Source organism: Streptococcus sp. CCUG 71758 (genome assembly GCF_011714815.1).
Classification (GTDB): Bacteria; Bacillota; Bacilli; order Lactobacillales; family Streptococcaceae; genus Streptococcus; species Streptococcus halitosis.
Map to the genome: position 1 here is coordinate 144,358 of NZ_RXXO01000002.1, position 24,748 is coordinate 169,105.

27 protein-coding genes are annotated in these 24,748 nt (G+C 41.0%); 21 read left to right on the forward strand and 6 right to left on the reverse strand.

Annotated features, from left to right (window positions below; translation table 11 throughout):
* The first annotated feature begins 203 nt into the window (after nt 1-203).
* Nucleotides 204-419 (forward strand): hypothetical protein, encoded by a 216-nt coding sequence (locus EKB01_RS04180; RefSeq protein ID WP_000492028.1) that lies wholly within the window; start codon nt 204-206, stop codon nt 417-419.
* 274 nt (nt 420-693) lie between these two features.
* Here the strand turns inward: EKB01_RS04180 and EKB01_RS04185 are convergent, their stop codons facing one another.
* Both EKB01_RS04185 and cibA read right to left on the reverse strand, forming a co-directional pair.
* Nucleotides 694-837, reverse strand: coding sequence for a hypothetical protein (locus EKB01_RS04185; protein WP_049538066.1), 144 nt, complete (start codon nt 835-837; stop codon nt 694-696).
* Nucleotide 838: 1 nt separating this feature from the next.
* Nucleotides 839-1,021: a fratricide two-peptide bacteriocin subunit CibA gene (cibA, locus tag EKB01_RS04190; protein ID WP_000180842.1), complete on the reverse strand. Its 183-nt coding sequence runs from the start codon at nt 1,019-1,021 to the stop codon at nt 839-841.
* A 187-nt stretch (nt 1,022-1,208) separates the two neighbouring features.
* Here cibA and tsaB point away from each other — a divergent pair, with 187 nt between their 5' ends.
* The 15 genes from tsaB (at nt 1,209) to dltD (ending at nt 15,240) form a co-directional block, all read left to right on the forward strand.
* Nucleotides 1,209-1,892 (forward strand): tRNA (adenosine(37)-N6)-threonylcarbamoyltransferase complex dimerization subunit type 1 TsaB, encoded by a 684-nt coding sequence (gene tsaB / locus EKB01_RS04195; RefSeq protein ID WP_167265769.1) that lies wholly within the window; start codon nt 1,209-1,211, stop codon nt 1,890-1,892.
* Nucleotides 1,889-2,326, forward strand: a complete 438-nt coding sequence (gene rimI / locus EKB01_RS04200; RefSeq protein ID WP_084939433.1) for a ribosomal protein S18-alanine N-acetyltransferase — start codon at nt 1,889-1,891, stop codon at nt 2,324-2,326. Before tsaB ends, rimI begins: the two co-directional genes overlap by 4 nt.
* Nucleotides 2,316-3,326 (forward strand): tRNA (adenosine(37)-N6)-threonylcarbamoyltransferase complex transferase subunit TsaD, encoded by a 1,011-nt coding sequence (gene tsaD / locus EKB01_RS04205; protein ID WP_084939432.1) that lies wholly within the window; start codon nt 2,316-2,318, stop codon nt 3,324-3,326. The genes rimI and tsaD overlap by 11 nt, the downstream gene beginning before the upstream one ends.
* Nucleotides 3,327-3,434: 108 nt before the next feature.
* The gene (locus EKB01_RS04210; protein ID WP_167265771.1) at nt 3,435-4,298 is read left to right on the forward strand and encodes an XRE/MutR family transcriptional regulator; all 864 of its coding nucleotides are present in this window, start codon (nt 3,435-3,437) and stop codon (nt 4,296-4,298) included.
* 115 nt (nt 4,299-4,413) lie between these two features.
* Entirely contained in the window at nt 4,414-5,079 is a 666-nt protein-coding gene (locus tag EKB01_RS04215; RefSeq protein WP_167265773.1) for a CPBP family intramembrane glutamic endopeptidase, read from the forward strand.
* 70 nt (nt 5,080-5,149) lie between these two features.
* Nucleotides 5,150-6,376: an MFS transporter gene (locus EKB01_RS04220; protein ID WP_167265775.1), complete on the forward strand. Its 1,227-nt coding sequence runs from the start codon at nt 5,150-5,152 to the stop codon at nt 6,374-6,376.
* Between the two features lie 158 nt (nt 6,377-6,534).
* On the forward strand, nt 6,535-7,230 hold the full coding sequence (locus EKB01_RS04225; protein ID WP_081730819.1) for an AzlC family ABC transporter permease: 696 nt from the start codon (nt 6,535-6,537) through the stop codon (nt 7,228-7,230).
* The gene (locus EKB01_RS04230; protein WP_000253936.1) at nt 7,220-7,543 is read left to right on the forward strand and encodes an AzlD domain-containing protein; all 324 of its coding nucleotides are present in this window, start codon (nt 7,220-7,222) and stop codon (nt 7,541-7,543) included. The genes EKB01_RS04225 and EKB01_RS04230 overlap by 11 nt, the downstream gene beginning before the upstream one ends.
* Nucleotides 7,544-7,646: 103 nt before the next feature.
* On the forward strand, nt 7,647-8,477 hold the full coding sequence (locus EKB01_RS04235; RefSeq protein WP_000724973.1) for an amino acid ABC transporter substrate-binding protein: 831 nt from the start codon (nt 7,647-7,649) through the stop codon (nt 8,475-8,477).
* Nucleotides 8,478-8,631: 154 nt separating this feature from the next.
* A complete protein-coding gene (locus tag EKB01_RS04240) occupies nt 8,632-9,486 on the forward strand; it encodes a MetQ/NlpA family ABC transporter substrate-binding protein (protein ID WP_096421549.1) in 855 nt (284 codons plus the stop codon).
* Between the two features lie 98 nt (nt 9,487-9,584).
* Nucleotides 9,585-10,958 (forward strand): M20/M25/M40 family metallo-hydrolase, encoded by a 1,374-nt coding sequence (locus EKB01_RS04245; RefSeq protein WP_033584778.1) that lies wholly within the window; start codon nt 9,585-9,587, stop codon nt 10,956-10,958.
* A complete protein-coding gene (locus EKB01_RS04250) occupies nt 10,951-12,012 on the forward strand; it encodes a methionine ABC transporter ATP-binding protein (protein ID WP_033584780.1) in 1,062 nt (353 codons plus the stop codon). The genes EKB01_RS04245 and EKB01_RS04250 overlap by 8 nt, the downstream gene beginning before the upstream one ends.
* 1 nt (nt 12,013) lies before the next feature.
* Nucleotides 12,014-12,706: a methionine ABC transporter permease gene (locus EKB01_RS04255; RefSeq protein ID WP_000137507.1), complete on the forward strand. Its 693-nt coding sequence runs from the start codon at nt 12,014-12,016 to the stop codon at nt 12,704-12,706.
* A 159-nt stretch (nt 12,707-12,865) separates the two neighbouring features.
* Nucleotides 12,866-14,020 carry a D-alanyl-lipoteichoic acid biosynthesis protein DltB gene (gene dltB, locus EKB01_RS04260; RefSeq protein WP_033584782.1) on the forward strand — a complete coding sequence of 385 codons (1,155 nt, stop codon included), beginning with the start codon at nt 12,866-12,868 and terminating at the stop codon, nt 14,018-14,020.
* 47 nt (nt 14,021-14,067) lie between these two features.
* Complete coding sequence (gene dltD / locus EKB01_RS04265) at nt 14,068-15,240, forward strand: D-alanyl-lipoteichoic acid biosynthesis protein DltD (RefSeq protein WP_167265777.1); 1,173 nt, start codon at nt 14,068-14,070, stop codon at nt 15,238-15,240.
* A gap of 174 nt (nt 15,241-15,414) precedes the next feature.
* Here dltD and EKB01_RS04270 read toward each other — a convergent pair whose 3' ends face one another.
* The gene (locus tag EKB01_RS04270) at nt 15,415-15,984 is read right to left on the reverse strand and encodes an MptD family putative ECF transporter S component (RefSeq protein WP_167265779.1); all 570 of its coding nucleotides are present in this window, start codon (nt 15,982-15,984) and stop codon (nt 15,415-15,417) included.
* Nucleotides 15,985-16,117: 133 nt separating this feature from the next.
* Here EKB01_RS04270 and EKB01_RS04275 point away from each other — a divergent pair, with 133 nt between their 5' ends.
* From EKB01_RS04275 to nrdI, 5 genes are all read left to right on the forward strand, one after another.
* The gene (locus tag EKB01_RS04275) at nt 16,118-16,732 is read left to right on the forward strand and encodes a DUF624 domain-containing protein (RefSeq protein ID WP_167265781.1); all 615 of its coding nucleotides are present in this window, start codon (nt 16,118-16,120) and stop codon (nt 16,730-16,732) included.
* Complete coding sequence (locus EKB01_RS04280; RefSeq protein ID WP_167265783.1) at nt 16,710-18,380, forward strand: sensor histidine kinase; 1,671 nt, start codon at nt 16,710-16,712, stop codon at nt 18,378-18,380. Before EKB01_RS04275 ends, EKB01_RS04280 begins: the two co-directional genes overlap by 23 nt.
* 11 nt (nt 18,381-18,391) lie before the next feature.
* On the forward strand, nt 18,392-19,678 hold the full coding sequence (locus EKB01_RS04285) for a response regulator transcription factor (protein WP_084918070.1): 1,287 nt from the start codon (nt 18,392-18,394) through the stop codon (nt 19,676-19,678).
* A 58-nt stretch (nt 19,679-19,736) separates the two neighbouring features.
* Entirely contained in the window at nt 19,737-20,270 is a 534-nt protein-coding gene (locus tag EKB01_RS04290; protein WP_167265785.1) for an ABC transporter permease, read from the forward strand.
* A 76-nt stretch (nt 20,271-20,346) separates the two neighbouring features.
* On the forward strand, nt 20,347-20,817 hold the full coding sequence (gene nrdI, locus EKB01_RS04295) for a class Ib ribonucleoside-diphosphate reductase assembly flavoprotein NrdI (protein ID WP_007520838.1): 471 nt from the start codon (nt 20,347-20,349) through the stop codon (nt 20,815-20,817).
* 80 nt (nt 20,818-20,897) lie between these two features.
* Here nrdI and EKB01_RS04300 read toward each other — a convergent pair whose 3' ends face one another.
* The 3 genes from EKB01_RS04300 to argS form a co-directional block, all read right to left on the reverse strand.
* Complete coding sequence (locus EKB01_RS04300; protein ID WP_167265787.1) at nt 20,898-22,160, reverse strand: NRAMP family divalent metal transporter; 1,263 nt, start codon at nt 22,158-22,160, stop codon at nt 20,898-20,900.
* 214 nt (nt 22,161-22,374) lie between these two features.
* Nucleotides 22,375-22,620, reverse strand: a complete 246-nt coding sequence (locus EKB01_RS04305; protein WP_000084848.1) for a hypothetical protein — start codon at nt 22,618-22,620, stop codon at nt 22,375-22,377.
* Between the two features lie 327 nt (nt 22,621-22,947).
* A complete protein-coding gene (argS, locus tag EKB01_RS04310) occupies nt 22,948-24,639 on the reverse strand; it encodes an arginine--tRNA ligase (protein WP_167265789.1) in 1,692 nt (563 codons plus the stop codon).
* Between the last annotated feature and the right edge of the window lie 109 nt (nt 24,640-24,748).

A 24,748-nucleotide genomic window follows, 5' to 3' on the forward strand; every position in this document is an offset into this window, starting at 1 on the left:
CTTGATTCGTTACAATTATTTCAATTATACCACAAAATGAAAAATTAGTAAAAGACGGAAATGGAGAAAGTCTGGAGGGGAAGAAGGAGCAAAAAGACAGGTAGGATTTGGTCGGAGAGCGCTTAGGTGTTATAATGGAAAGAGAAAGGGAAGTTTATGGATGGGAATATTCCCTATAGCTTTTAAAACAAGGAGGATTAAGAATGTTTAGTTTGTTTGAATTTGCAGTAGGGGTTCGCCTCTTGATGTTTGTAGTCTTTGTAGCCTGTGTCTATGGGGGGAATGCCCTGTTTGTGCATCTGGAACACCGCAAAACAAAATTCCTTTGGAAGCTTGCTTTTGTGACGCTCTATTCAATTTTTCTCCTCCTTGTAACCTATGTTGTCTGGTTTGTTTTTTACTTTGGTTTAAATGCTTAAGCTCCAGTTATTCATCTAAGCATACAGAAAATCCACCCCGTCTTGATAGAGGGGGCGGACTTTTCTATTTTCAGATGATATCTTAATTCTTACGATCATGATTTCTCGCATCGAAAATCGAGTTGAAACATAAAAAGAAAATAATGCAAACAGATAAATCAATTGGTAAGGGGATTCTGGTTATGTTTAAATCATTGAAAATGCTGAGAAAACTGTAAGAGATGAAGAGAATAAAATTTACCCTTCTAAAAATGTGTCTTTTATCTAACATGACTTATCCAAATTTCTTACGAAGATCTTTCCCGATAGTGTAAGCAGCCATAAATAAAGCTATACCAACACCTACACCAAAACCACCCTTGATTCCTTGCAATTCTTTATTAGAAATTGAACAATACTGATCCAAACCTTTCATCATACTAACCTCCTAAAAAATAACCAGCTGCCAAACCAGACCCAACAAGTGCTGTCCCGCCTGCAATAGCTTTCCAAGATACTGCTACTCCAAAGATAACTAAGGGAGCGAGACCACCATCAATATCTGATAATTCATTTTCAGATAACGATAAAAATTGATTGTCAAGAACGTCAAAATTTGTCATTGAACTTTCCTCCTTTTTTCTTGTTCACTTATATATTCGGAAAAGATAGAAAAAAGCTAGAACTTTTTTGATTTTTTTGCCATCCTCTTTGTCTAAGTGGCAGGTTTTTTTGTTTGGGGCAAAGAAAATTCCCATGCGTCAGCTTTTGTAGTATAATAGTAAACAGACAAAAAGATAGGAATGTGTTATGAAAGTATTAGCTTTTGATACGTCCAGCAAGGCTCTTTCTCTAGCCATTTTAGAGGACAAGCAGGTTCTTGCCGAGACGACGATTAATATCAAGAAAAATCACAGTATTACCCTCATGCCTGCCATCGATTTTTTGATGTCGAGTCTGGATTGGACACCCAAGGATTTGGATCGAATCGTGGTAGCTGAAGGACCAGGTAGCTACACAGGTTTGCGAATCGCGGTAGCAACTGCCAAGACTCTAGCCCATACCCTGAACATCGAGTTAGTGGGGATGTCCAGCCTCTTGGCTCTGGTACCGCGCCAACAAGAAGGCTTGGTGGTTCCTATCATGGATGCGCGTCGTAACAATGTCTATGCAGGATTTTATGAAAATGCCAAACCAGTCTTTCCAGAAGCGCACCTGTCCTTTGCGGAAGTGCTAGAGCAGGTCAAGGATGCTGAACAGGTAACCTTTGTCGGAGAAGTTGGAGCCTTTGTGGAACAAATTCAAGAACAACTACCACAAGCTAGCTACCAAGAAACCTTGCCAAATGCAGCCAATCTAGCTCTTTGGGCCTGGGATAAGGAAGCAGACTCCTTGCACGACTTTGTGCCAAATTACCTCAAACGTGTTGAAGCCGAGGAAAACTGGCTCAAGAACCACACCGAGTCTGGCGAGTCTTACATTAAACGCTTATGATAGAAATCAAACGAATCCAAAGACAGCCTGACCTGGCTCAATCTATCTACGCTGTCATGGCAGCTGTTTACCCAGTCAGCCCTTGGACGCTGGAACAAATCCAAGCAGACCTGTCCCAAGATCAGACTTGGTATGCTCTGGCTTATGATGGGGTAGAAGTGATTGGATTTCTAGCCGTTCAGGAGAATCTCTTTGAAGCAGAAGTCCTGCAAATCGCTGTCAAAGGAGCCTATCGGGGTCAGGGAATTGCGTCAGCCTTGTTTGCTCAATTGCCGACAGATAAGGAAATTTTCCTCGAAGTTAGAAAGTCAAACCAACGAGCGCAGGCATTTTACAAGAAAGAAAAGATGGCGGTCATCGCTGAGCGAAAGGCCTACTACCATGACCCAGTCGAGGACGCCATTATCATGAAGAGAGAAATAGATGAAGGATAGATATATTTTAGCATTTGAGACATCCTGTGATGAAACTAGTGTCGCTGTCTTAAAAAACGACGACCAGCTCTTGTCCAATGTCATTGCGAGTCAAATTGAGAGTCACAAACGTTTTGGGGGCGTAGTGCCAGAAGTGGCTAGCCGTCACCATGTCGAGGTCATTACAGCCTGTATCGAGGAGGCACTGGCAGAAGCAGGAATTACAGAAGAAGATGTGACAGCCGTTGCCGTTACCTACGGACCAGGATTAGTTGGAGCCTTACTAGTTGGTTTGTCAGCTGCCAAGGCCTTTGCTTGGGCTCACGGCCTTCCGCTTATCCCTGTCAACCACATGGCTGGCCACCTCATGGCAGCTCAGAGTGTGGAGCCTTTGGACTTCCCATTGCTAGCTCTTTTGGTCAGCGGAGGACACACAGAGTTGGTCTATGTGTCAGAGGCTGGCGATTACAAGATTGTTGGGGAAACGCGAGATGATGCGGTTGGTGAGGCTTATGACAAGGTCGGTCGTGTCATGGGCTTGACCTATCCAGCAGGTCGTGAGATTGACGAGTTGGCCCATCAAGGTCAGGATATTTATGACTTCCCTCGTGCCATGATTAAGGAGGACAATCTGGAGTTTTCATTCTCAGGTTTGAAATCTGCCTTTATCAATCTTCACCACAATGCTGAGCAAAAGGGAGAAAGCCTGTCTACAGAGGATTTGTGTGCTTCCTTCCAAGCAGCTGTTATGGACATTCTCATGGCTAAAACCAAGAAAGCCTTGGAGAAATATCCTGTTAAAACTCTGGTCGTGGCAGGTGGTGTAGCAGCTAATAAAGGCCTCAGAGAACGCCTAGCAGCCGAAATAACAGATGTCAAGGTCATCATCCCACCTCTACGACTTTGCGGAGACAATGCAGGTATGATTGCCTATGCTAGTGTTAGCGAGTGGAACAAAGAAAACTTTGCAGGTTTGGAGTTAAATGCCAAACCAAGCCTTGCCTTTGATACCATAGAATAAAGAGTCAGCTTAAGGCTGGCTTTTTTGGTAAAATATTTTATAATATGTTAAAAAAGTAAAAATTTTTACGAATAGAAAAGTAAAGTGAGTTGATAAAGGAGTAAGGAGATGATTGAAAAACAAGAATTGGGAGAATTTTACAAGGAATTGCGTCTGGCGCGAAAACTCAAGCAGTCAGATGTAGCTTGTACTGGACTGACATCATCCCAGCTATCCAAGTTTGAACTAGGACAGTCTATGCTGTCTGCGGATAAGTTGATTCTAGCAATCCAAGGTATAAATGTGACCTTTGATGAATTTGGGCACAAGCTCAACAACTATCAAGAATCCCCACACATGCGAATTGGTCGAAAGATTGTGGCTCGCTTTGCCCATCAAGATATAGATGGCTTAGAGCAACTGTTGAAGGAAGTCGAACAAGAACAGATGGCGCAGACTTATCGTCGTTTGAATGCTATAGTGATCAAAGATGCCATCCATTCCTTAGATAAAAACTATCCGCTAGAAGAGGAGGATAGCGAGTTTTTGACTAGCTATCTCTATGCTATCGAGTCTTGGACCTGGTCTGAACTCTATCTTTTTTGCAATACCATGCCCTTCTTGAGCAACCAAGACCTGATTTTTTTATCAACCTCTTTACTTGAAAAATCCAAGGAATTTAAAGAATTGGCACACAATAGACTGTATATGAAAAGTGGCTTTCTGAATATCATATCAGAGCTCATGGAGCGCAAACTTTTTTCTTATATCCCAATCTTTGAAGCCGAGTTGGAGAGTATGCTCCGGCCATACGATGTTTTTGAGAAATTATTGTGGCAGTTTTTAAAGAAGATGAGCATTTTCCTTCAAACTAAGAGGAGCAATCAAAAAGAGATTGAACACTTTATCCAATCTCTGCAAATATTAGAAAATCCACAATTAACAGCCCTTTTTGAACTACGATTACAGCAATATAAAGAACTTATCGATTAGTTAGAAATCGCAAATGTGAAATTTTCATGAGAAAAAATATCAAATATGCGATTTTCTAAGATAGGGCAGTTTTCGTGTTATACTGTCTTTATTTCATAGTATAGGAGAAAATAGAATGAAAAAGATAATCTCACGCTACTACTTGTTTGTAGCTATTTTACTTGTTGTTGCTGACCAGTTCTTCATTCGTTTGCTTTTACATAGCGACCTTGCTGCTGGTCTATCTGACTTTGCCTATTATTTGTCGGATATGATGTTGAATTTTATTGTGGTTCTGCTTGCTTTTATTGTTATGGTTTGGTCAGGTAAATGGCAGAAAATTAACAGTCGAAAATTTAGAGGTTCCTATCTTTTTTATTCCTTTTTAGCTCTTCTTGCTTTTGTTATTTGGAATTTCGTCACATTTTATCTTTTCCCATCTACCAAAAATGAAATTGCTTATCAACGGGATGTCCCTACTTTTACAGGAGCTACAGCATTTTTGATGTATTTTTTCTATCCTGTGATTGCAGGTCCCACTTTTGAAGAGATAATTTATCGTGGATTGGTGATGACCGCTCTGGAAAAAGGAAAGAAATGGGGACTGGATGTGATCGGTTCTGCTGTTTTATTCGGGGTCTTGCATATTAGTAATCATGGTTGGGTCTTGACAGACTTTTTCGTATATATGGGTGGCGGTCTCATATTTGCAGTCTTATTTAGAGTGACAAAGTCCATTTATTGGCCTATTGGACTGCACATAGTCTACAATGGCATTGGTCAAATTTTACCGTTGCTGTAATTTTAGGTGCTCAGCAATATCGGTCTATCCTTGGGGAGAAGTTCCCATTTGAATTCAAAAAGGAGTTGCGATGAAAGTATTTATTCAAAATAGAGATTTTAGGCAATTAACCATCAACCAGTGGATTTCAACGGTTGGGGATACGATTTTTTATCTTGCTTTTTTGAATTATGTGGCAGATGCTTCGTTTGCCCCCTTGGCGATTTTACTCATTACGATTTCAGAGACTGTTCCTCAAGTTCTGCAAATCTTTATGGGAGTTTTGGCTGACTTTCAACATCATCGTGTTCTAAAGTATACGGTTATTAGTTTTGTCAAATTTGTACTCTATGCTATAGTGGCACTTTTGCTTTCAGGGCAGTCCTTTTCCTTGTCGCTCGTATTCTTTATTTGTTTAATGAACCTCTTATCGGATACATTGAGTTACTTTTCAGGAGCCATGCTAACTCCTATTTTTATAAGAATCATTGGGAAAGAACATCTGACAGAAGCTATTGGCTTTAAACAATCAACAGTTAGTTTAGTTCGGACAATCAGTAATATTCTAGGAGGGGTTTTACTAGGAATTCTTTCCATTCAGTTCATTTCCTTGCTAAACGCTCTGACGTTTCTGATAGCATTTGTAGGTATTCTTCTCATAAAAAATGATCTTTTGAAGGTTGAAAAAACAATTAGCTATCAAGAAGGTCTTTCTATAAAATCGTTTTGCCAGCATTTGTTCCAATCATCGAAATTGATCTGGAATATGGATAGAGTAATCTTCATTTTATTTATCGTCTCTATCAGCCAAGCTGTGATCAATGTCACTGTTCCTATTTCGACTCTTTTTTTAAGAAACCAACCGTTTTTGAATTTACAAACTGGTCAATCACTCGCTTTGTTATCAACACTAGAATTGTTAGCACTTATTGTCGGAAGCCTTGTAAGTGGCTATCTGAAAAATATGATTTCTATAAAAACAGCTCTATACGCTTCGGTCGTTATCCAGTTACTCCTTCTAGTAGGATTTGCCACGGTTCATTTTGGCTTGATTCTGCTTTTCAGCTCCTTGGATGCCTTCATCGCAGGGTTACTCTCTCCTAGATTGCAAGAACTCGTCTTTAAACAAATACCTGAGGAGTCAATGGGAGCAGTTCAATCCTCTATTGGTGCTATTACTGTTGTTTTACCAAGTCTATTCACAATTGTTTTCGTAACAATTGCTACAAGTTTTGGGACCCTAGCGGTCAGCTTTATTCTATTGCTATTACTCCTAACCGCATTTGTCATGCTCTTGAATATTCGTGAGAGCATTTAGAGGAGAATTTGTATAATAGGTGTTTGAGACTGGATCGCCAGTCTTTTTATGACGGCCAAAATCAGCAGACTTTTTTCTCTTCTTTGAATATGTTATAATAGTCCGTGCTGTGGCTGTGATGATGAACAGCCTCAACTGGAGAAAATATGAGGAGAAGGATGAAAGAAAAAGGATTTTGGGAAGGTGTACATGCGGCCATGCCGACTGCCCTCGGCTATGTTAGTATCGGTCTGGCTTGTGGGATTATCGGTGCGCCCTATGTGACACCTGTTGAGATGGGCTTGATGAGCCTCTTTGTTTATGCCGGGAGCGCCCAGTTTGCCATGTTGGCACTGATTGCGGTACAAGCGCCTGTGGCAGCTATTGCTATGACGGTCTTTTTGATCAACTTGCGACTCTTTTTGCTGAGCTTGCATGCATCGACCTATTTCCGTCATACTAGTCTCTGGCAAAATATCGGCATGTCTAGTCTCCTGACAGATGAGACCTATGGCGTTTTGATGGGAGAATTAGCCCATACAGATAAAGTCCATCCTATGTGGATGCACGGGAACAATCTCAATAGTTATGTAGCCTGGTTTATTGGGACAGTGGCGGGGACGGCTTTAGGTGGCCTTCTTCCAAATCCTGAAGTCTTTGGCTTGGACTTTGCCCTTGTTGGGATGTTTATCGGGATTTTTACTTCACAATTTCAGATTATGCAAAGACGGGTTCCTGTACGGAATCTGCTACTAATCCTAGCCGTTGTTGCGGTGTCCTTCTTTTTGCTCTTGACAGTAGTGTCTCAGTCGCTAGCTGTTTTGTTTGCGACCTTGCTAGGTTGTACCATGGGGGTGGTCTTAGATGGTCAGTAAATATCTTTTGTTAGCCGTTATCTTTTCAGGCCTAGTGACTTGGATTCCCCGTATGATTCCCTTCATCTTGGTTAAGTACAAGGGCTTGCCAGCTATCGTCGAGCGGTTTTTGAAGTTTTTGCCTGTTTCCATTATCTTTGCCTTGATCCTTTCAAGCGTAGTGACTGGCAAAGTTGGCAGTCTCCCTCAAATCAAATGGCTGGACTTTTTAGCAGTCTTTCCAACGGCTTGGGTAGCCTTTCGCTACCGCAATCTAGTAGGTACGGTTCTTTTTGGGGTAGTCTTGATTGCAGTCTTGCGTCTGGTCTTTTAAATCAGCCATAAAAAAAACCTATCACCGAGATAGATATCATATAATGGCAAAAAAAAATATTTTCTGTTAAGATAGTAAAGTATTCTATTTTGGAGGAAATGACATGAAAAAAATCGTTAAATACTCATCTCTTGCTGCTCTAGGACTTGTGGCTGTAGGTGTGTTAGCAGCTTGCTCAGGTGGTGCGAAAAAAGAGGGAGAAGCAGCTAGCAAGAAAGAAATTATCGTTGCAACTAATGCTACACCAAAACCATTCAACTATGAAGAAAATGGCGAATTGACTGGTTACGAAATTGAAGTGGTTCGCGCTATCTTTAAAGACTCTGACAAGTATGATGTCAAGTTTGAGAAGACAGAGTGGTCAGGAGTCTTTGCAGGACTTGATGCTGACCGTTACAATATGGCTGTTAGCAACATCAGCTACACTAAAGAACGTGCTGAAAAATACCTTTATGCAGCTCCAACTGCTAAAAACCCTAACGTTCTTGTAGTGAAAAAAGATGACCCTAGCATCAAATCGCTTGATGATATCGGTGGAAAATCAACAGAAGTTGTTCAAGGGACAACTTCTGCTAAACAGTTAGAAGACTACAACAAACAACATTCAGATAATCCAACTGTCCTAAAGTATACTAAAGCGGACTTCCAACAAATCATGGGACGCTTGAGCGATGGCCAGTTTGACTACAAGATTTTTGATAAAATCGGTGTTGAAACAGTCATCAAGGACCAAGGTTTGGACAACTTGAAAGTCATTGAACTTCCAAGCGACCAACAACCTTACGTTTACCCACTTCTTGCTAAAGGTCAAGATGAGTTGAAAACATTTGTAGACAAACGTATCCAAGAACTCTACAAAGACGGAACTCTTGAAAAGTTGTCTAAACAGTTCTTCGGAGACACTTATCTCCCAGCAGAAGCTGATATTAAATAGTGGTATGAAATCATCCAGTCTGAGAAAGGCGGATGATTTCTCAATTTTTAGGTATATAGTTTCAAACTATATGTCTGCCTATCTAATAACAATTTGCTAAATCAAATAAAGTATGAGATACTATTACGGTATTATTTTTAAAGGAGATAGAATCATGAAAATTAAAAAATGGCTCGGTGTAGCGGCTCTTGCTACAGTCGCAGGTTTGGCTCTTGCAGCTTGCGGAAATTCAGAAAAGAAAGCAGACAACGAAACAGTTGTCAAAATTGCAACAGTTAACCGTAGCGGTTCTGAAGAAGCGCGTTGGGATAAAATCCAAGAATTGGTTGAAAAAGATGGAATTAAATTGGAATTCACAGAGTTCACAGACTATTCACAACCAAACAAGGCAACTGCTGATGGCGAAGTAGACTTGAATGCTTTCCAACACTACAACTTCTTGAACAACTGGAACAAAGAAAACGGGAAAGACCTTGTAGCGATTGCAGATACATATATCTCACCAATCCGCCTTTACTCAGGTAAAAATGGGGAAGAAAACAAGTATACCAAAGTGGAAGAAATCCCAGATAACGGTGAAATCGCCGTACCAAACGATGCAACAAACGAAAGCCGTGCGCTTTACTTGCTTCAATCAGCTGGTTTGATCAAATTGGATGTTTCTGGAACTGCACTTGCAACAGTTGCGAACATTACAGAAAATCCAAAGAACTTGAAGATTACTGAATTGGATGCTAGCCAAACAGCACGTTCATTGTCATCAGTTGATGCTGCTGTTGTAAACAATACCTTCGTTACAGAAGCAAAATTGGACTACAAGAAAGCGCTCTTCAAAGAACAAGCTGATGAAAACTCAAAACAATGGTACAACATCATCGTTGCGAAAAAAGATTGGGAATCATCACCTAAGGCTGATGCCATCAAGAAAGTGATCGCAGCTTACCACACTGATGAAGTGAAAAAAGTTATCGAAGAAACATCAGACGGTTTGGACCAACCAGTTTGGTAATAAGACACAGGGAGGTGGGAGAGAGTTTCCACCTCTTGCTTTTGTATAGAGCATGGATTGTAAAGAAGACTATAGGTTCATAGAAAGGTAGAGAGAATATGGTTTTTCCTAGCGAACAAGAACAGATTGAAAAATTTGAAAGGGATCATATAGCCCAGCATTATTTTGAGGTTTTGCGTACCTTGATTTCCAAGAAATCAGTCTTTGCCCAACAGGTTGGACTCAAGGAGGTTGCAAACTATCTGGGTGAGATTTGCAAGCGTGTAGGGGCTGAAGTGGAGATTGATGAGACTTATACGGCGCCCTTTGTCATGGCGCACTTCAAGAGTTCGCGTCCGGATGCCAAGACCTTGATCTTCTATAACCACTATGACACTGTGCCGGCGGATGGTGACCAGGTTTGGACAGAGGATCCTTTTACGCTTTCGGTCCGCAATGGCTTTATGTATGGGCGTGGGGTTGACGACGACAAGGGCCATATCACGGCTCGTTTGAGTGCTCTGAGAAAGTATATGCAGCACCACGATGACCTACCTGTCAATATCAGTTTTATCATGGAAGGAGCGGAGGAATCGGCTTCAACAGACCTAGATAAGTATCTGGAAAAACATGCGGACAAACTCCGTGGGGCTGATTTGTTGGTCTGGGAACAAGGGACTAAGAATGCCTTGGAGCAGTTAGAAATTTCTGGTGGAAACAAGGGAATTGTGACCTTTGATGCCAAGGTAAAAAGTGCCGATGTGGATATTCACTCTAGTTATGGTGGGGTTGTGGAATCAGCTCCATGGTATCTTGTCCAGGCTCTAAGTAGTCTACGCGCAGCAGATGGACGTATCTTGGTAGAAGGCTTGTACGAGGATGTTCAAGAGCCAAATGAACGAGAACTAGCCTTGGTAGATACCTACGCCCAACGCAATCCTGAGGAAATTAGTCGCATTTATGGTTTGGAATTGCCTCTCTTACAAGAGGATCGTGCAGCCTTTCTAAAACGGTTCTTTTTCGAGCCGGCCCTTAATATCGAAGGGATTCAGTCAGGTTATCAAGGACAAGGGGTTAAAACGATTTTGCCAGCAGAGGTTAGTGCCAAGCTAGAGGTTCGTTTGGTTCCTGGCCTAGAACCGCATGATGTTCTGGAAAAAATTCGGAAACAGCTAGACAAAAATGGCTTTGATAAGGTAGAATTATACTATACCTTGGGAGAGATGAGCTATCGAAGCGATATGAGCGCACCAGCCATTCTCAATGTGATCGAGTTGGCCAAGAAATTCTATCCACAGGGCGTATCAGTCTTGCCGACCACAGCAGGAACAGGGCCTATGCATACGGTCTTTGATGCCCTAGAGGTACCAATGGTGGCCTTTGGTTTAGGAAATGCCAATAGCCGAGACCACGGTGGAGATGAAAATGTGCGAATCGCCGATTACTACACCCATATTGAATTAGTAGAGGAGCTGATTAGAAGCTATGAGTAGAGATATTATCAAGTTAGATCAGATCGATGTGACTTTTCACCAAAAGAAGAGAACCATCACAGCGGTTAAGGATGTGACCATTCACATCCAAGAAGGGGATATCTACGGAATCGTTGGATATTCTGGAGCAGGGAAATCAACCCTTGTACGGGTGATTAACCTCTTGCAAAAGCCATCTGCTGGGGAAATTACCATTGACGACGATGTAATCTTTGATGGCAGAGTGACCTTGACAGCAGAGCAGTTGCGTCGTAAGCGTCAAGACATTGGGATGATTTTCCAGCATTTTAACCTCATGAGTCAGAAGACAGCAGAGGAGAATGTGGCCTTTGCCCTCAAACACTCTGGACTCAGCAAGGAAGAAAAGAAAGCCAAAGTAGCTAAGTTGTTGGACTTGGTTGGCTTGGCGGATCGTGCTGAAAACTACCCTTCACAACTATCCGGAGGGCAAAAACAGCGTGTGGCCATTGCGCGTGCCTTGGCCAATGATCCAAAAATCTTGATTTCAGACGAGTCAACGTCTGCCCTTGATCCTAAGACAACCAAGCAGATTTTGGCCTTGTTGCAAGATTTGAACCAAAAATTAGGCTTGACGGTTGTTTTGATTACGCACGAAATGCAGATTGTCAAAGACATTGCCAACCGTGTGGCAGTTATGCAGGATGGTCGTTTGATTGAAGAGGGCAGTGTCCTTGAAATCTTCTCAGATCCTAAACAGCCTTTGACCCAGGACTTTATCTCAACTGCGACAGGTATTGATGAAGCCATGGTCAAGATTGAGAAGCAAGAAATCGTAGAGCATTTATCTGAGAACAGTATCTTAGTGCAGCTCAAGTATGCAGGTGCTTCGACAGACGAACCACTTTTGAATGAATTGTACAAGCGTTACCAAGTAACGGCTAATATCCTCTATGGAAATATCGAAATTCTCGATGGCACTCCCGTTGGAGAATTGGTGGTGGTCTTGTCAGGTGAAAAAGCAGCGCTAGCAGGTGCTCAAGAAGCCATTCGTCAAGCGGGTGTCCAGTTAAAAGTATTGAAGGGAGGACAGTAAGATGACAGAGTTGATTCAAACTTATCTACCAAATGTCTATAAGATGGGCTGGGCTGGTCAGGCAGGCTGGGGAACGGCTATCTACCTAACTCTTTATATGACAGTTCTTTCCTTCATCATCGGAGGGTTCTTGGGGCTGGTGGCAGGTCTCTTCCTTGTCTTGACAGCGCCAGGCGGTGTCTTGGAAAATAAGGTTATCTTTTGGATTTTAGACAAGATCACCTCCATTTTCCGTGCGGTTCCTTTCATCATCCTCTTGGCAATCATGTCGCCACTTTCTCACTTGATTGTGAAGACGAGTATCGGGCCAAATGCAGCCCTTGTCCCACTTTCTTTTGCGGTCTTTGCCTTCTTTGCCCGTCAGGTGCAGGTGGTCTTGGCTGAGCTAGATGGTGGTGTCATTGAGGCGGCGCAGGCTAGTGGAGCGACCTTCTGGGACATCGTGGGTGTTTATCTATCAGAAGGTCTTCCAGATTTGATTCGTGTGACGACAGTGACCTTGATTTCCCTTGTTGGGGAAACGGCTATGGCGGGAGCAGTTGGTGCTGGTGGTATCGGTAACGTAGCCATTGCTTATGGATTTAACCGTTACAATCACGATGTGACCATCTTGGCAACCATCATTATCATCTTGATTATCTTTACAATCCAGTTCTTGGGAGATTTCTTGACCAAGAAATTAAGTCATAAATAATGGGAGGAGTTCAACAGGACTCCTTTTTGTTTTCTCACTGAAATGCAAGAAGAGTAAAGCTTCTTTTTAGAAATATGCTATAATAAAGAAAGGTCCCTCAATTAGCAAATCAGAAAGTTTGCTGTCGAAGGGATGATAATGTAAAGGAGTTTGGCTGGTATGAATTATTTCGAGGGGAATGATTTCTTCCTTCTCTTGTTTGTAGTTTTACTGATTGGTTTTGTGGTAAATTTTTTTGAAAAACGTAAGGACTACTATATTTTGACGCTCTCCCTCTTATTTGCAGGAGCTATCTATGGTAAGAGTCGAGCGATGATGGTCTATTTGCTCGCCTTTGTCGTTTACCAGTATTTTCTGGTTTTTCTAGCACAGAGGATAGAGGCAAAGCGGCTGAAACCACTGGTTTTCCTTTCCATTCTTCCTTTGATAATCAATAAAGTCTTTGCTCTGACTTCTCTGCATTTGTTGGCCTTTATTGGAATTTCTTACATGTCCTTTAAGACCATTCAGATCATGCTAGAAATATCGGATGGCTTGATCAAAGAAAAAATCAGTGTAAAAGATTACCTACAGTTTTTGCTCTTTTTTCCAACAGTTAGTGCTGGTCCGATTGACCGGAGTAGGAGATTTTTAAAAGAGATAAACGAGGTCATGCCCCGAAAAGAGTATCTAGAGTTAGCAGGGGACGGTGTGTATCGTATCGTTCTAGGCCTTCTTTACAAGGTTGTTTTATCAACCTATGTTTACCAGATGTTACTCGCTCTAAATAATACTGGCACAGTCGTTTATTCAATCAAGTATATGTATCTCTATACCTTGTATCTGTTCTTTGACTTTGCAGGCTATAGTCTAATGGCCGTTGGAAGTAGCAACATTCTAGGTATTCAGACACCGATGAACTTTAACAAACCTTTCTTGAGTGTTGATATCAAGGATTTCTGGACCAGATGGCATATCACCTTGTCGACCTGGCTGAGAGATTTTGTATTTTCAAGAGTATTGATGCAGGTTATCAGGAAAAAATGGTTTAAAAATAGACTACACAATGCAACCTATGCCTATATGGTCAATATGTTGGTCATGGGTTTTTGGCATGGTCTTAGTGTTAGCTACATTGTTTATGGTTTTTACCATGGTGTCTTGATGGCTGGATTTGAAGTGTATCAAAAGAAAAGCAATTTTTATAAGAAAAATAAAAACAAAAACTGGTATAAGCTACTAAGTTGGTTTGTGACCATGCATTTGGTTATGATTGGTTTCTTTATCTTTTCAGGTGAACCCTATAAAATCTTACTGACGATTTTAAAGAGATAAGAGATTGAAAAGAAGTCTTCCAGACCGAAGGGATAGGATAAAACGAGATGATTAAATTAAAAGCATTTTTACTATCGCTTGTGCTCGTAATTGCGACGCTTGCCCTTTTAAATGTGACGTATGTCAAGAAGATTGATGATTATTATAAAGTCAAGGATAACAGTATTCGTTATAGCACCTCGTATGAAAAGTATAAAAGTAGAGATATTTTAACAAGCAATATTACTCCCAATACACTGGTTTTATTGGGGTCATCCGAGTTGGTTGCGACGATAAATGAAGACTATCATCCAAATAAAATTTTTAACTACAACGATTTTAATATCATGCAGATTGGGACAAGTTATTCTCAAAACATCATTCAGGCTACGACCTTGGGCTCTATTGAAGGATCTATGAGTAAGCGAAAAGTAGCTATAGTAGAGTCTGTTCAGTGGTTTGAAAAAGATGGGACTCATCAAGATGCCTTTTTGAACAAGGCTTCTCAGGAACATATTTTCCACATGCTAGATAATGACAAGATTAGTAAGGAAACGAAAGAAAAACTGATCAATCGCATTATCGAGATTACCAAGGGGAACAAGCAACAAAATGACATCTACAAAAAATACAAAAGTTATTTCATAGATGGAAAAGGAACTATTGTTGATAAAAAACTATTAGAGTTAGATAACGCGATGTATTCCTTTAAGCTCAAACAGACTTTTTATCAAAAACATGCCAAATCAGAATATCCTTCACTAGGAGACAAAACCCCAGACTATGATTGGCAGAAGATGACGGATCAGTTTGTGGAAGAGGTCAAAAAGAAAACAGATAATAATGACTATGCTGTTGATAATAACTACTACAATACTTACTTAAAAGATCGCTATGCATCACTGAAAGATTCTAATAAAGATTTGAGTTATCTGGAGTCACCGGAGTATTCAGATATGGAACTTTTCTTGACAGTTGCTAAGGAATTGGGCATTGAAGTTGAGGTTATTATTTTCCCAGTAAACGGGAAATGGAATGACTACACAGGTGTCTCAAGAGAGATGCGAGAAAAAACTTATAAAAAAATAGAAGATATCGCAAAAAGCAATGGTGCAACGGTACTAAACTATGGAAATAGAGAGTATGATGATTACTTTTTATTTGACGTGATGCACGTTGGAGTGAAAGGATGGATGGAAGTTGAAAAAGAACTTTACAAATTTGCAAACCAAGCTAACTAACACACATCGTTTAATCTTGTGGACACTATTTTTCTATACAGTTATCTTAAGTATCGTGATTTATTGTTTTGTGACCGATTTTTCCAACATCCAAGAATTTATCTATAGTGAATTTTAAGATTGTATACAAAAAGGCCCTGGAGCTAGGTGTTACTAGTCTTCAGGGCTTTTACGTTACATTTTATCGGCTATTTTTTGACTTAGAAACTGCCCCATCACAGCCCCCATCAAGGCACCTAGGAGGATGCTTGAAACAAAGAGAAGGATTTTGTCCAACTCGGGAGCGACCATGATACGGTCGATGTATTCTTGTGACTTCCCACGCGCAAGTAAGGTGGCCATGTAAGCTTTGGGACGGATCCACATGAGGAAGATAGGCCCACTTGTGCTGAAAGCAAAGACGAGGAAGGAGAGGGTGTTTTTGATTCGATCTCTGTAGTTTCCGAGACGAGCAATGGCATCTGCTGCAAGACCACAGGCGAGTCCTGGGAGAAAGGCTCCAGCGCCGTGTTTGCTAGCTAGGAAAAAGAGAGCCATAAAGAGCCCGAGAGTGCTAATGGCACCAAAACGAGGAACTTTTACCAGAAGAAACATGTAGACGCTACCCCCAACAAGGGCTGAAAAAGCCGGAGCATAGAACATATTGCCCGTTGAGTCAACCAAGTGACCAAGTACTACTCCAATCCCTAGACAGAGGAAATAAAGGACGACAGCTAAGAGGGTGGTTAAGATATTTTTCTTCATGAGTTTCTCCTTGATATAAACTAACAAAATCAATTGTATCACGCTTTTTGAGGATTGTAAATGGGAGTTCTATATTTTTGAAAACGTTTGAAATATGATATAATAGTTACATCGTTAGTTTAAGGAGAGTGGCATGGGAAAATTTCTAGAATTCGTCTTTAATCGAATCTTTTTGGGAATGATAGCGACGGCCTATTTCTGGCTATTAACACTAGCAGGAGGAGTGGTATTTGGTTTGGCACCAGCTAGTGCAACTCTTATGAGTTTGTATGCGGAGCATGGGTATACCTATCGAGCCTACCATTTGAAGGAAGCTTGGGAATTGTATAAGAGCAATTTTGTCAAGAGTAATCTGGCTTTCTATAGTTTTGTGTTTGTGGATTTTGTCCTAGTTTATGGTTTGTATCTTCTAGTTCAATTGCCCCACCAGACGATTTTCCATCTCTTGGCAACCTTTCTCAATGTCCTTGTAGTTGCTCTTGTCTTTCTAGCCTATACTGTGTCCTTGAAACTTCAGGTGTACTTTGATTTATCCTACCAAATTACTTTGAAACTGTCCCTTATCGGGATTTTTATGAGCCTACCTGCGATTGCCAAGGTTTTACTCGGATCCGCTCTCCTTGTAGGAGTTGGTTATTATATGCCTGCCTTGCTCTTTTTTGTAGGAATTGGAATGTGGCATTTCTTTATCAGTGATATGTTGGAACCTATTTATGAAAGTATCCATGAAAAATTGGCGACAAAATAGAATGAAGCAGTTTTGGCTTCACTCTCTTTTACGGATTTATAGTTTGGTTATGATCGTGGTCATTGCCAGTTTTGCGATTATGCTATCGTATGCTGACTGGGATTCACGTGAGAAAGAAGCCCAACGGGTTGCAGAACGTGTGACCACTCGGACAGTGAGTGAAGTGGAATATTATCACAGAGAGTCAACCCGACTTGCTCAGTCTTTGGTTGAAAATCAGGCCCGCATCGAAGGAATTTACAAGTATTTTAGTCTCAGCACACCAGACTATTTCTATTGGCAATTAGAGCGTAAAACTTCGCCTTATATCTCTGTTTCTCTGTATGAAAATATTGATGATCTCTATGTTCGGAATGATTTTGTGACTGGAGTGGCTATTGTTCTTCAGGACTACAAGGAAGTCTATGTTTCGACTAGAGAAAAACGCAGTGGAGAGAAAATTCCTGCGGAGGATTTTAAGCCAACAGCCAATAGTTTTGCCATTCCTGTTTCCGATCCTGTGTCTGACAAGGATTTAGGAGTAATCTATATCTCACTATCCCCGGATGTTTTACATGGCGCTATTGACAATACAAGGGGTCATATCCCAATGGCTGTAACAGTAACTTCGCCTTTTGAGACCGAGATGTTCCATATTGGGGAGAAGGTCTCAGCCGAGCGAGAAAACTGGTTTGTAGGTGTCACCTCTCATGGTTATCAGGTTCGAGTTGCTGTTCCTAAAAATTTTGTTCTTACAGGAACTTTGACGAGTTCAGCTGTCATTATTGGGCTAAGTATTCTCTTTATCATCATTTTGTACGTGACCCTTAGACAGACTTTTTCAAATTACCAAAAGCAGGTCGTAGACCTAGTAGATTCGATCGAGGTGATTGCTCAAGGAGAAGAAGGCCTTCGAATCGATACCTCTGAAAAAGACCAAGAGTTGCTTCTCATTGCAGAAACAACCAATGATATGTTGGATCGCCTGGAAAAAAATATCCATGATATCTATCAGCTAGAGCTCAGCCAAAAAGATGCCAATATGCGAGCCCTGCAGGCTCAAATCAATCCTCACTTTATGTACAATACTCTGGAGTTTTTACGGATGTATGCCGTCATGCAAAGTCAGGATGAACTGGCAGATATTATCTATGAATTTAGTAGCTTGTTACGCAACAATATCTCCGACGAGCGGGAAACGACGTTAAAGCAAGAGTTGGAATTTTGCCGAAAATATAGCTATCTCTGTATGGTGCGTTATCCTAAATCCATTGCCTATGGTTTCAAGATTGCACCAGAATTGGAAGAAATGAGGATTCCAAAATTTACACTCCAACCATTAGTAGAAAACTACTTTGCCCATGGTGTTGACCATCGCAGAACGGATAATGTCATCAGTATCAAAGCCTTGAAGGGCCCAGGCTTCGTTGAAATCCTAGTGGAAGACAATGGTCGAGGAATGCCCGCTGAGAAACTAGCTAGCTTGCAAGAAAAATTAGCTCAACGAAGTTTTGAACACGAGGCAAGCTATAGTGGGGAGCGGCAATCAATTGGAATAGTAAATGTACACGAACGCTTTGTTCTCTACTTTGGGGATCGCTACCAAATCAGTGTAGAGTCAGCTGAACAAGAAGGTGTTCGTTACCATATCACTATCCAGGATGAATAGAAAGGGTAGAAATGTATAAAGTTTTATTAGTAGACGATGAGTACATGGTGACAGAGGGGCTCAAGCGATTAATCCCCTTTGAAAAATGGGATATGCAAGTCGTCGCAACTGCTAATCACGCAGATGATGCTTTGGACTACGTCAAGGGAAATCCAGTAGATGTGGTCATTTCCGATGTCAACATGCCAGATAAGACCGGACTTGAGATGATTAGGGAAATGAAAGAGCTACTTCCAGATACCTATTATATCTTGCTGTCTGGTTATCAGGAGTTTGAGTACGTCAAAAAAGCCATGAACCTTAGTGTCGTGGATTATCTGGTTAAGCCAGTAGACAAGGTGGAGTTGGGCCATTTATTAGAAAAAATTGCGCAACAGCTTCAGGAAAAGGTGGAGCAAAGTCAGACCCTCAGTCAAGAATTGGATGAGACAGGATTTACGAATTACCTGTCAGGTAAAGACAGCTGGTGGATTGGTCTATCCAAGGGAAAGCAAGGTTCTTTTACCATTCCTTACTATGTTTTGGGACAAGACTGGCAGATTTTCATCTCTGATCAACCGCTCGATGGCATCGTCGTGACACCATTTGAAGCACCCTACCAGCAGTCCTTTGAGAATTGGAAGATCAACGCTGAAAAAGCCCTTTTCTACGGTTCAGTCAATCTAGAAAAATCCGAGAGTTTGTTTGCTTATTACGAGCCGATTTATCGGGTGATTATCCAAGGGAATATCAATCAAATCATCGAAGAATTAACCCTGCTAGAGAAGGTTGTTTTGGAGAATACTCCGCGAGTGGCCATCACGAAGCAACTTTTCACTCAGTTTGTCATGGACGTCTTTCATTTGTTTGAACACCTAAAAGCAGATGATATGACCGAGATTGTCAAAGCCATCCATGCCATTAACACCTTTGAAGAATTGGTTGCCTATATCAAAGAAACTTTGACCAAGTTTTTTGGCCAGTACCGCATGAATGAAAATGTGGTGAGCGTTCTGGAGGTGATTGGGCGTGATTATCAGAAAGAGCTCTCACTTAAGGATATTAGCAAGGATCTCTTTATCAATCCTGTCTATCTCGGGCAGCTGATCAAAAGAGAAACCAACTCAACCTTTGCGGAATTGCTCAATAAACAGCGAATTAAGGCAGCGCAGCAACTCTTACTTTCGACCAGTGATAGCATCGAAGATATTTGCTATGCAGTTGGCTACAGTAATGTTGGATATTTCTACAAGGTTTTCCGTAAATTGTGCGGAAAATCACCGAAAGCTTATCGAAAACAAGTTGAAACCAGCTTGTAAAAGTTGTATTCCTGTACAAAAAATGCTATAATGTTCAAAATATCTTATGGAGGAAAACATGAAAAAGAATCCTATTTATCTTTGGGTTTTGTTAGTCCTATCAGCCCTCATTTCGGCTATGTCATTATTTGGAATCTTGAGTCCATTGCCAAGTAAAGATGCTCTTCGTGCTAGCCTGGCGAATAGTGGGACGCTCACTACCCAGCAATTAGAAGACACGGTCAACTATACTTACAAAGTGTCAGAATCCTCTCACTCTATTTTTAATATGTCGTTGATTATTTTATCTGCAATTTTAGTTGTAGTAGCCTTTGTATTTCTCGTACGTAAAAACGTACAATTCGCAAACTATACTTATGTTGGCTATGTTTTACTAGCTATTGTTGGTTTGGTTTATAGCTATATGAACGTTCAAGATGCGGTTCAATTAATCAAAGATAGTGCCCTTGGCTTAGGAATGGGAGCATTAGCAAAAGGAACGAATATTTTGTTCATCATTATAAATGTTCTCTTTTTAGCCTTAGTCTTTTACAAGATGTGGCGCCAACAAAAAGATTTGGCCGAAGAAGTCGAAGCAGAAGAAGTTGCCTAAGTATTGACAAAAAAGAACTATCAAGTTACAATCTTGGTAGTTCTTTTTAAATCGTAAACAAAAAATAGAGGTCAACATGAAAAAAATATCCTTAGTGTATATCAGTCTGAGTGGGAATACAGAAAGTTTTGTAACCCGACTCAAGGACTATCTCTTGTCCCAGTACGAAGGGATTGAGGTCCAAAAAATCCATATCAAGGACCTAGTCAAGGAAGGTCAAGAATTCTTTGAAATGGAACATCCCTATATCGCTTTCTTGCCGACCTATCTGGAAGGTGGAAATGGTGTCGATAACGGCGATGTCGAGATTTTAACAACTCCACTGGGCGACTTTATCGCCTATGGGGACAATGCTAGTAAGTGTTTTGGGGTAGTCGGTTCTGGTAATCGTAATTTTAACAATCAATACTGCCTGACAGCCAAGCAGTATAGCCAGCGCTTTGGCTTCCCAGTCCTAGCAGACTTTGAAATGCGTGGTATGCTGGGAGATATTAAAAAAGTCGCAGCAATCATTGCAGATTTGTATGAGTTAGAAACAGAAAAATAAAGTAGTACTGAGGGGCAGTTGAGATTTTCCACTGCTTTTTGTGTATACAAAAAGCACCCCGTAAGGGTGCCATTTATAAACTATCCTGCTTTTCCGATAGCAAGTGCATAGATAAAGAAGATAGCGAAGCCAAAGAGGAAAATCAATCCTGCGATAGCGAGGAGTTTTAGCCAAGAAGGAAGATTTTTATTTTCACGTGTCACCAATACATAGTTCAAAAGAGCGAAGAATGGTGTTGTCAGGAAAGAACCAATCATGGCGAAGCGAAGCATGGTTGATACCTGACCAGCAAAGAACTTGATGATGATGATACCGATAACAGCTGTGAGGGTCATCCAGATGTTCAAAGATTTGCTATCATCCTCTTTTTGACTTAACAAGAGTCGTAGGGAAACCTGATTAACGCGGGAATAGCCATCGATAACAGTAATGACTGTTCCAAAGATACAGAGAAAGGCGATGAAGGTGATCAAGTAACGGGACCATTCTCCAAGAACAGAGGCATACATACCCACGAATTGAGAGATGTATTTGGCTGAAGCGGCTTCAACTGCTTGTCCTGTAGGATACTGAATGAGTGCTCCGAGTGCTACAAAGAATACAGCGAGGATAGCAGTTCCAATGTAACCAACGTTAAAGTCGAAAAGGGCGTCCTCTGTATTAAAGTTGACAGTCTTTTTCTTTTCAGCAGACCAGAGTGAGTTGATGGCTGAAATTTCAATAGGGGCAGGCATCCATCCTAGGAGGGAAACGATAAAAGGGAGGGCCGCCATTTGCCAGGGTGTCTTTTCGACAAAATCAGAGCTGTATTCTGGATGCTTAATTGCCGCAATGATAACTGCAAGAACAGTTGCAATGGTCAAAGCAGACATGATCCATTTTGCCATACCATCCAATAGTTTGTAGCCACCAAAGAGTAGCATGGCCCAAATGACTGCAACAAGGATAAGGGACCACTGAGTGATGCTAAGGCCAATCATTGGGAAGGCGCTAGCGATGATGGCTGAGCAAAGGATAGCGACTCCAGCTGTGTTGACCATGGCAGAGAAAACATTGAGGACAAAGAAAATCCAGAGATAGAGTTTCCCTTTTTCGGCGTAGCCTTCGACCAAGGTTTTACCAGTGTCAGCAGTATATTCGGCACCAAAACGGAAAAATGGATATTTAAAGACATTGGCCAAGATAACTAAGAGGAGTAGTGACCAACCATAAGAACCACCAGCTTGAGTAGAGGATACAATGTGAGAACCTCCAACGGCGGCAGAAGCCATTAGGATTCCTGGTCCCATTGCCTTTAGTTTGCTTGCCCAGGTTGACTGGTTTGATAACGTAACTTGTGACATAATAAACGCTCCTATTTTTGAATTTTCAGAATAATCTGAATAGATAGCTTCTATTTTACAAAAAACTTAAAAGAAATGCAAGGATATTTTGAAAAAAGTTGGAAAATCCTGAAAAAATTCACAAAAATCATATAAGAATAACTGTGACTGTTTCAAGGGGATGATGTTTACCAGAGCGAATAAAAGTCCGAGAAGTTTTCTTCTCGGACTTTGGTCATTTTAATTGATCTGTGATGTCTTTTGATAGCAACATTCCCAGATGGTAAGTTTTATTGATATGTGCAATGACATCATTGATGTTATCAGTCGTGTGAATTTTCTCTTTGATGTCAGCCTTAAATATTTCATCCTTCAAGAGTTGCTCTTGGTAGAGCTTTTGCAGTCTTTCTTTCTCGTACTTATTGAGCAGAAAAAGGAAAACCAAGCTAATTATAACGAGGATATAAGCATATTGGCTCATAGGAAATCTCCATGTATGATAAAGAAATAGTAGTGAATAGATCGAATTAGTGAAGCGCCTAACCAAATCTATGATAGGCTTTGACATTCGTTGCTTAGATTGACTTGCATTCAAGTGACTTGAAGATTACGACCAGCCCTTAAACTAATTAATAGATTTGATTGACCAATTTAGTGAGGTGTTTAGGCAAGTGTCTCTGGTTACGACGTAAAGAAACATAAATCGAGAATATTTATGTTTCTTTACTAGCGAAGCGCCAAGCCAAATCCCTGATAGGATTTGGTGTTAGTTACTTAGATTGCTTTGCAATCAAGTAACTTTGGCGATTTACATCTTCTCTGGCGCTTCTACCCCGAGCAAACGAAGAGCTTCTTTGAGGACGACTGCGGTTGCGTAGCTGAGGGCCAGACGACTGTCGCGCTCAGGACTTTCATCTAGGATACGTGTATGTGCATAATATTTGTTAAATGCTTGAGCCAAACTAATCGCAAATTTCGCAATGATAGAAGGTTCAAAATTATCTGCTGCACGATTGATAATACGTGGGAAGTCTTGGAGTAGTTTAATGATTTCCCAGCTTTCAGCATCATTCAGGCTGTAGTTGCCGGCTGTATCTGGTTTGAAATCGGCTTTGCGCAAGATAGATTGGATACGAGCGTAGGCGTATTGAACGTAAGGTCCAGTTTCTCCTTCAAAGGATACCATAGCTTCAAGGTCGAAGTCGTATCCATTTGTACGGTCGGTCTTAAGATCATAGAACTTGATAGCCCCAACTCCAACAGCGTGGGCAACTTGGTCTTTATTTTCTAACTCAGGATTTTTCGCTTCGATTTGGGCCTTGGCACGACTAACAGCCTCAGCGATGGTCGGTTCTAGCAAGATGACATTTCCTTTACGAGTAGAGAGTTTTTTCCCTTCTTTTGTTACCAATCCAAACGGAACATGGACAATGTCTTGGCTCCAATCATAGCCCATCTCTTGTAGTACTGCCTTGAGTTGCTTGAAGTGGGCAGATTGCTCTTGACCAACAACATAGATGGATTTGGCAAATTGGTATTCGTTTTTACGGTAAAGAGCTGCAGCCAAGTCACGTGTGATATAGAGAGTTGCACCATCAGATTTTTTGATAAGGGCTGGATGTTCAATTCCATATTTCTCAAGATTGACAACTTGAGCTCCTTCTGACTCAACAAGAAGCCCTTTTTCAGCGAGAATGTCTACAACGGCATCCATCTTATCATTGTAGAAGGCTTCTCCGTTGTAGCTGTCAAATTCGACTTGCAATTCATTGTAGAGACGGTTGAATTCCACTAAACTTTCATCACGGAACCATTGCCAGAGAGCGAGGGCTTCCTCATCTCCATTTTCCAGTTTACGGAACCATTCACGTGCTTCTTCATCCAAGCTAGGGTCTTTTTCAGCCTCAGCATTGATGCGAACGTAGAGTTTAAGAAGTTCATCGATTGGATGCGCTTTAACGGCTTCCTCATTTCCCCATTTCTTGTAGGCAACAATCAACATTCCAAACTGTTTTCCCCAGTCTCCTAGGTGGTTGACCTTGACCGTTTGATAGCCGATTTTTTGGAAAATATGTGATAAGCTATCTCCGATAACCGTTGAGCGCAGGTGACCAATAGAAAATGGTTTAGCGATGTTGGGACTAGACATATCGATAACGACATTTTCTTGCTTGCCAATGGTTTGGTCAGCATAGTGCTCTTTTTCAGTGATAACATCCTGTAATACTTGAGCCGAAATAGCACTTTTATCAAGGAAAAAGTTGACGTAAGGTCCTGTAGCAACAACCTTTTCAAAGGCTTGACTATTGATTTTTTCAGCAATATCTGCTGCAATCATTTGCGGAGCTTTACGCTCGACCTTTGCTAGAGAAAAGGCAGGGAAGGCGATGTCTCCCATTTCTGAGTTTTTAGGTGTTTCCAGTAAATTTAAAATAGCCTCTTGGTCCAGGCTATCAATGACGCTAGCCAACTCGCTAGCAATCAATTCTTTTGTATTCATAAGGGCTCCTTTTGGGCTTTTTTACTATTTTAACACAATTTACTACATTTTTTGAGAAAGAAAAGAATTTTTTTGAATTATCTAGTTTTTTTGGTATAATGTAGTTATA

Coding starts and splice junctions, on each gene's coding strand:
- EKB01_RS04180 (WP_000492028.1), top strand. CDS start 204: ATGTTTAGTTTGTTTGAATTTGCAGTAGGGGTTCGCCTCTTGATGTTT.
- EKB01_RS04185 (WP_049538066.1), bottom strand. CDS start 837: ATGATGAAAGGTTTGGATCAGTATTGTTCAATTTCTAATAAAGAATTG.
- cibA (WP_000180842.1), bottom strand. CDS start 1,021: ATGACAAATTTTGACGTTCTTGACAATCAATTTTTATCGTTATCTGAA.
- tsaB (WP_167265769.1), top strand. CDS start 1,209: ATGAAAGTATTAGCTTTTGATACGTCCAGCAAGGCTCTTTCTCTAGCC.
- rimI (WP_084939433.1), top strand. CDS start 1,889: ATGATAGAAATCAAACGAATCCAAAGACAGCCTGACCTGGCTCAATCT.
- tsaD (WP_084939432.1), top strand. CDS start 2,316: ATGAAGGATAGATATATTTTAGCATTTGAGACATCCTGTGATGAAACT.
- EKB01_RS04210 (WP_167265771.1), top strand. CDS start 3,435: ATGATTGAAAAACAAGAATTGGGAGAATTTTACAAGGAATTGCGTCTG.
- EKB01_RS04215 (WP_167265773.1), top strand. CDS start 4,414: ATGAAAAAGATAATCTCACGCTACTACTTGTTTGTAGCTATTTTACTT.
- EKB01_RS04220 (WP_167265775.1), top strand. CDS start 5,150: ATGAAAGTATTTATTCAAAATAGAGATTTTAGGCAATTAACCATCAAC.
- EKB01_RS04225 (WP_081730819.1), top strand. CDS start 6,535: ATGAAAGAAAAAGGATTTTGGGAAGGTGTACATGCGGCCATGCCGACT.
- EKB01_RS04230 (WP_000253936.1), top strand. CDS start 7,220: ATGGTCAGTAAATATCTTTTGTTAGCCGTTATCTTTTCAGGCCTAGTG.
- EKB01_RS04235 (WP_000724973.1), top strand. CDS start 7,647: ATGAAAAAAATCGTTAAATACTCATCTCTTGCTGCTCTAGGACTTGTG.
- EKB01_RS04240 (WP_096421549.1), top strand. CDS start 8,632: ATGAAAATTAAAAAATGGCTCGGTGTAGCGGCTCTTGCTACAGTCGCA.
- EKB01_RS04245 (WP_033584778.1), top strand. CDS start 9,585: ATGGTTTTTCCTAGCGAACAAGAACAGATTGAAAAATTTGAAAGGGAT.
- EKB01_RS04250 (WP_033584780.1), top strand. CDS start 10,951: ATGAGTAGAGATATTATCAAGTTAGATCAGATCGATGTGACTTTTCAC.
- EKB01_RS04255 (WP_000137507.1), top strand. CDS start 12,014: ATGACAGAGTTGATTCAAACTTATCTACCAAATGTCTATAAGATGGGC.
- dltB (WP_033584782.1), top strand. CDS start 12,866: ATGAATTATTTCGAGGGGAATGATTTCTTCCTTCTCTTGTTTGTAGTT.
- dltD (WP_167265777.1), top strand. CDS start 14,068: ATGATTAAATTAAAAGCATTTTTACTATCGCTTGTGCTCGTAATTGCG.
- EKB01_RS04270 (WP_167265779.1), bottom strand. CDS start 15,984: ATGAAGAAAAATATCTTAACCACCCTCTTAGCTGTCGTCCTTTATTTC.
- EKB01_RS04275 (WP_167265781.1), top strand. CDS start 16,118: ATGGGAAAATTTCTAGAATTCGTCTTTAATCGAATCTTTTTGGGAATG.
- EKB01_RS04280 (WP_167265783.1), top strand. CDS start 16,710: ATGAAAAATTGGCGACAAAATAGAATGAAGCAGTTTTGGCTTCACTCT.
- EKB01_RS04285 (WP_084918070.1), top strand. CDS start 18,392: ATGTATAAAGTTTTATTAGTAGACGATGAGTACATGGTGACAGAGGGG.
- EKB01_RS04290 (WP_167265785.1), top strand. CDS start 19,737: ATGAAAAAGAATCCTATTTATCTTTGGGTTTTGTTAGTCCTATCAGCC.
- nrdI (WP_007520838.1), top strand. CDS start 20,347: ATGAAAAAAATATCCTTAGTGTATATCAGTCTGAGTGGGAATACAGAA.
- EKB01_RS04300 (WP_167265787.1), bottom strand. CDS start 22,160: ATGTCACAAGTTACGTTATCAAACCAGTCAACCTGGGCAAGCAAACTA.
- EKB01_RS04305 (WP_000084848.1), bottom strand. CDS start 22,620: ATGAGCCAATATGCTTATATCCTCGTTATAATTAGCTTGGTTTTCCTT.
- argS (WP_167265789.1), bottom strand. CDS start 24,639: ATGAATACAAAAGAATTGATTGCTAGCGAGTTGGCTAGCGTCATTGAT.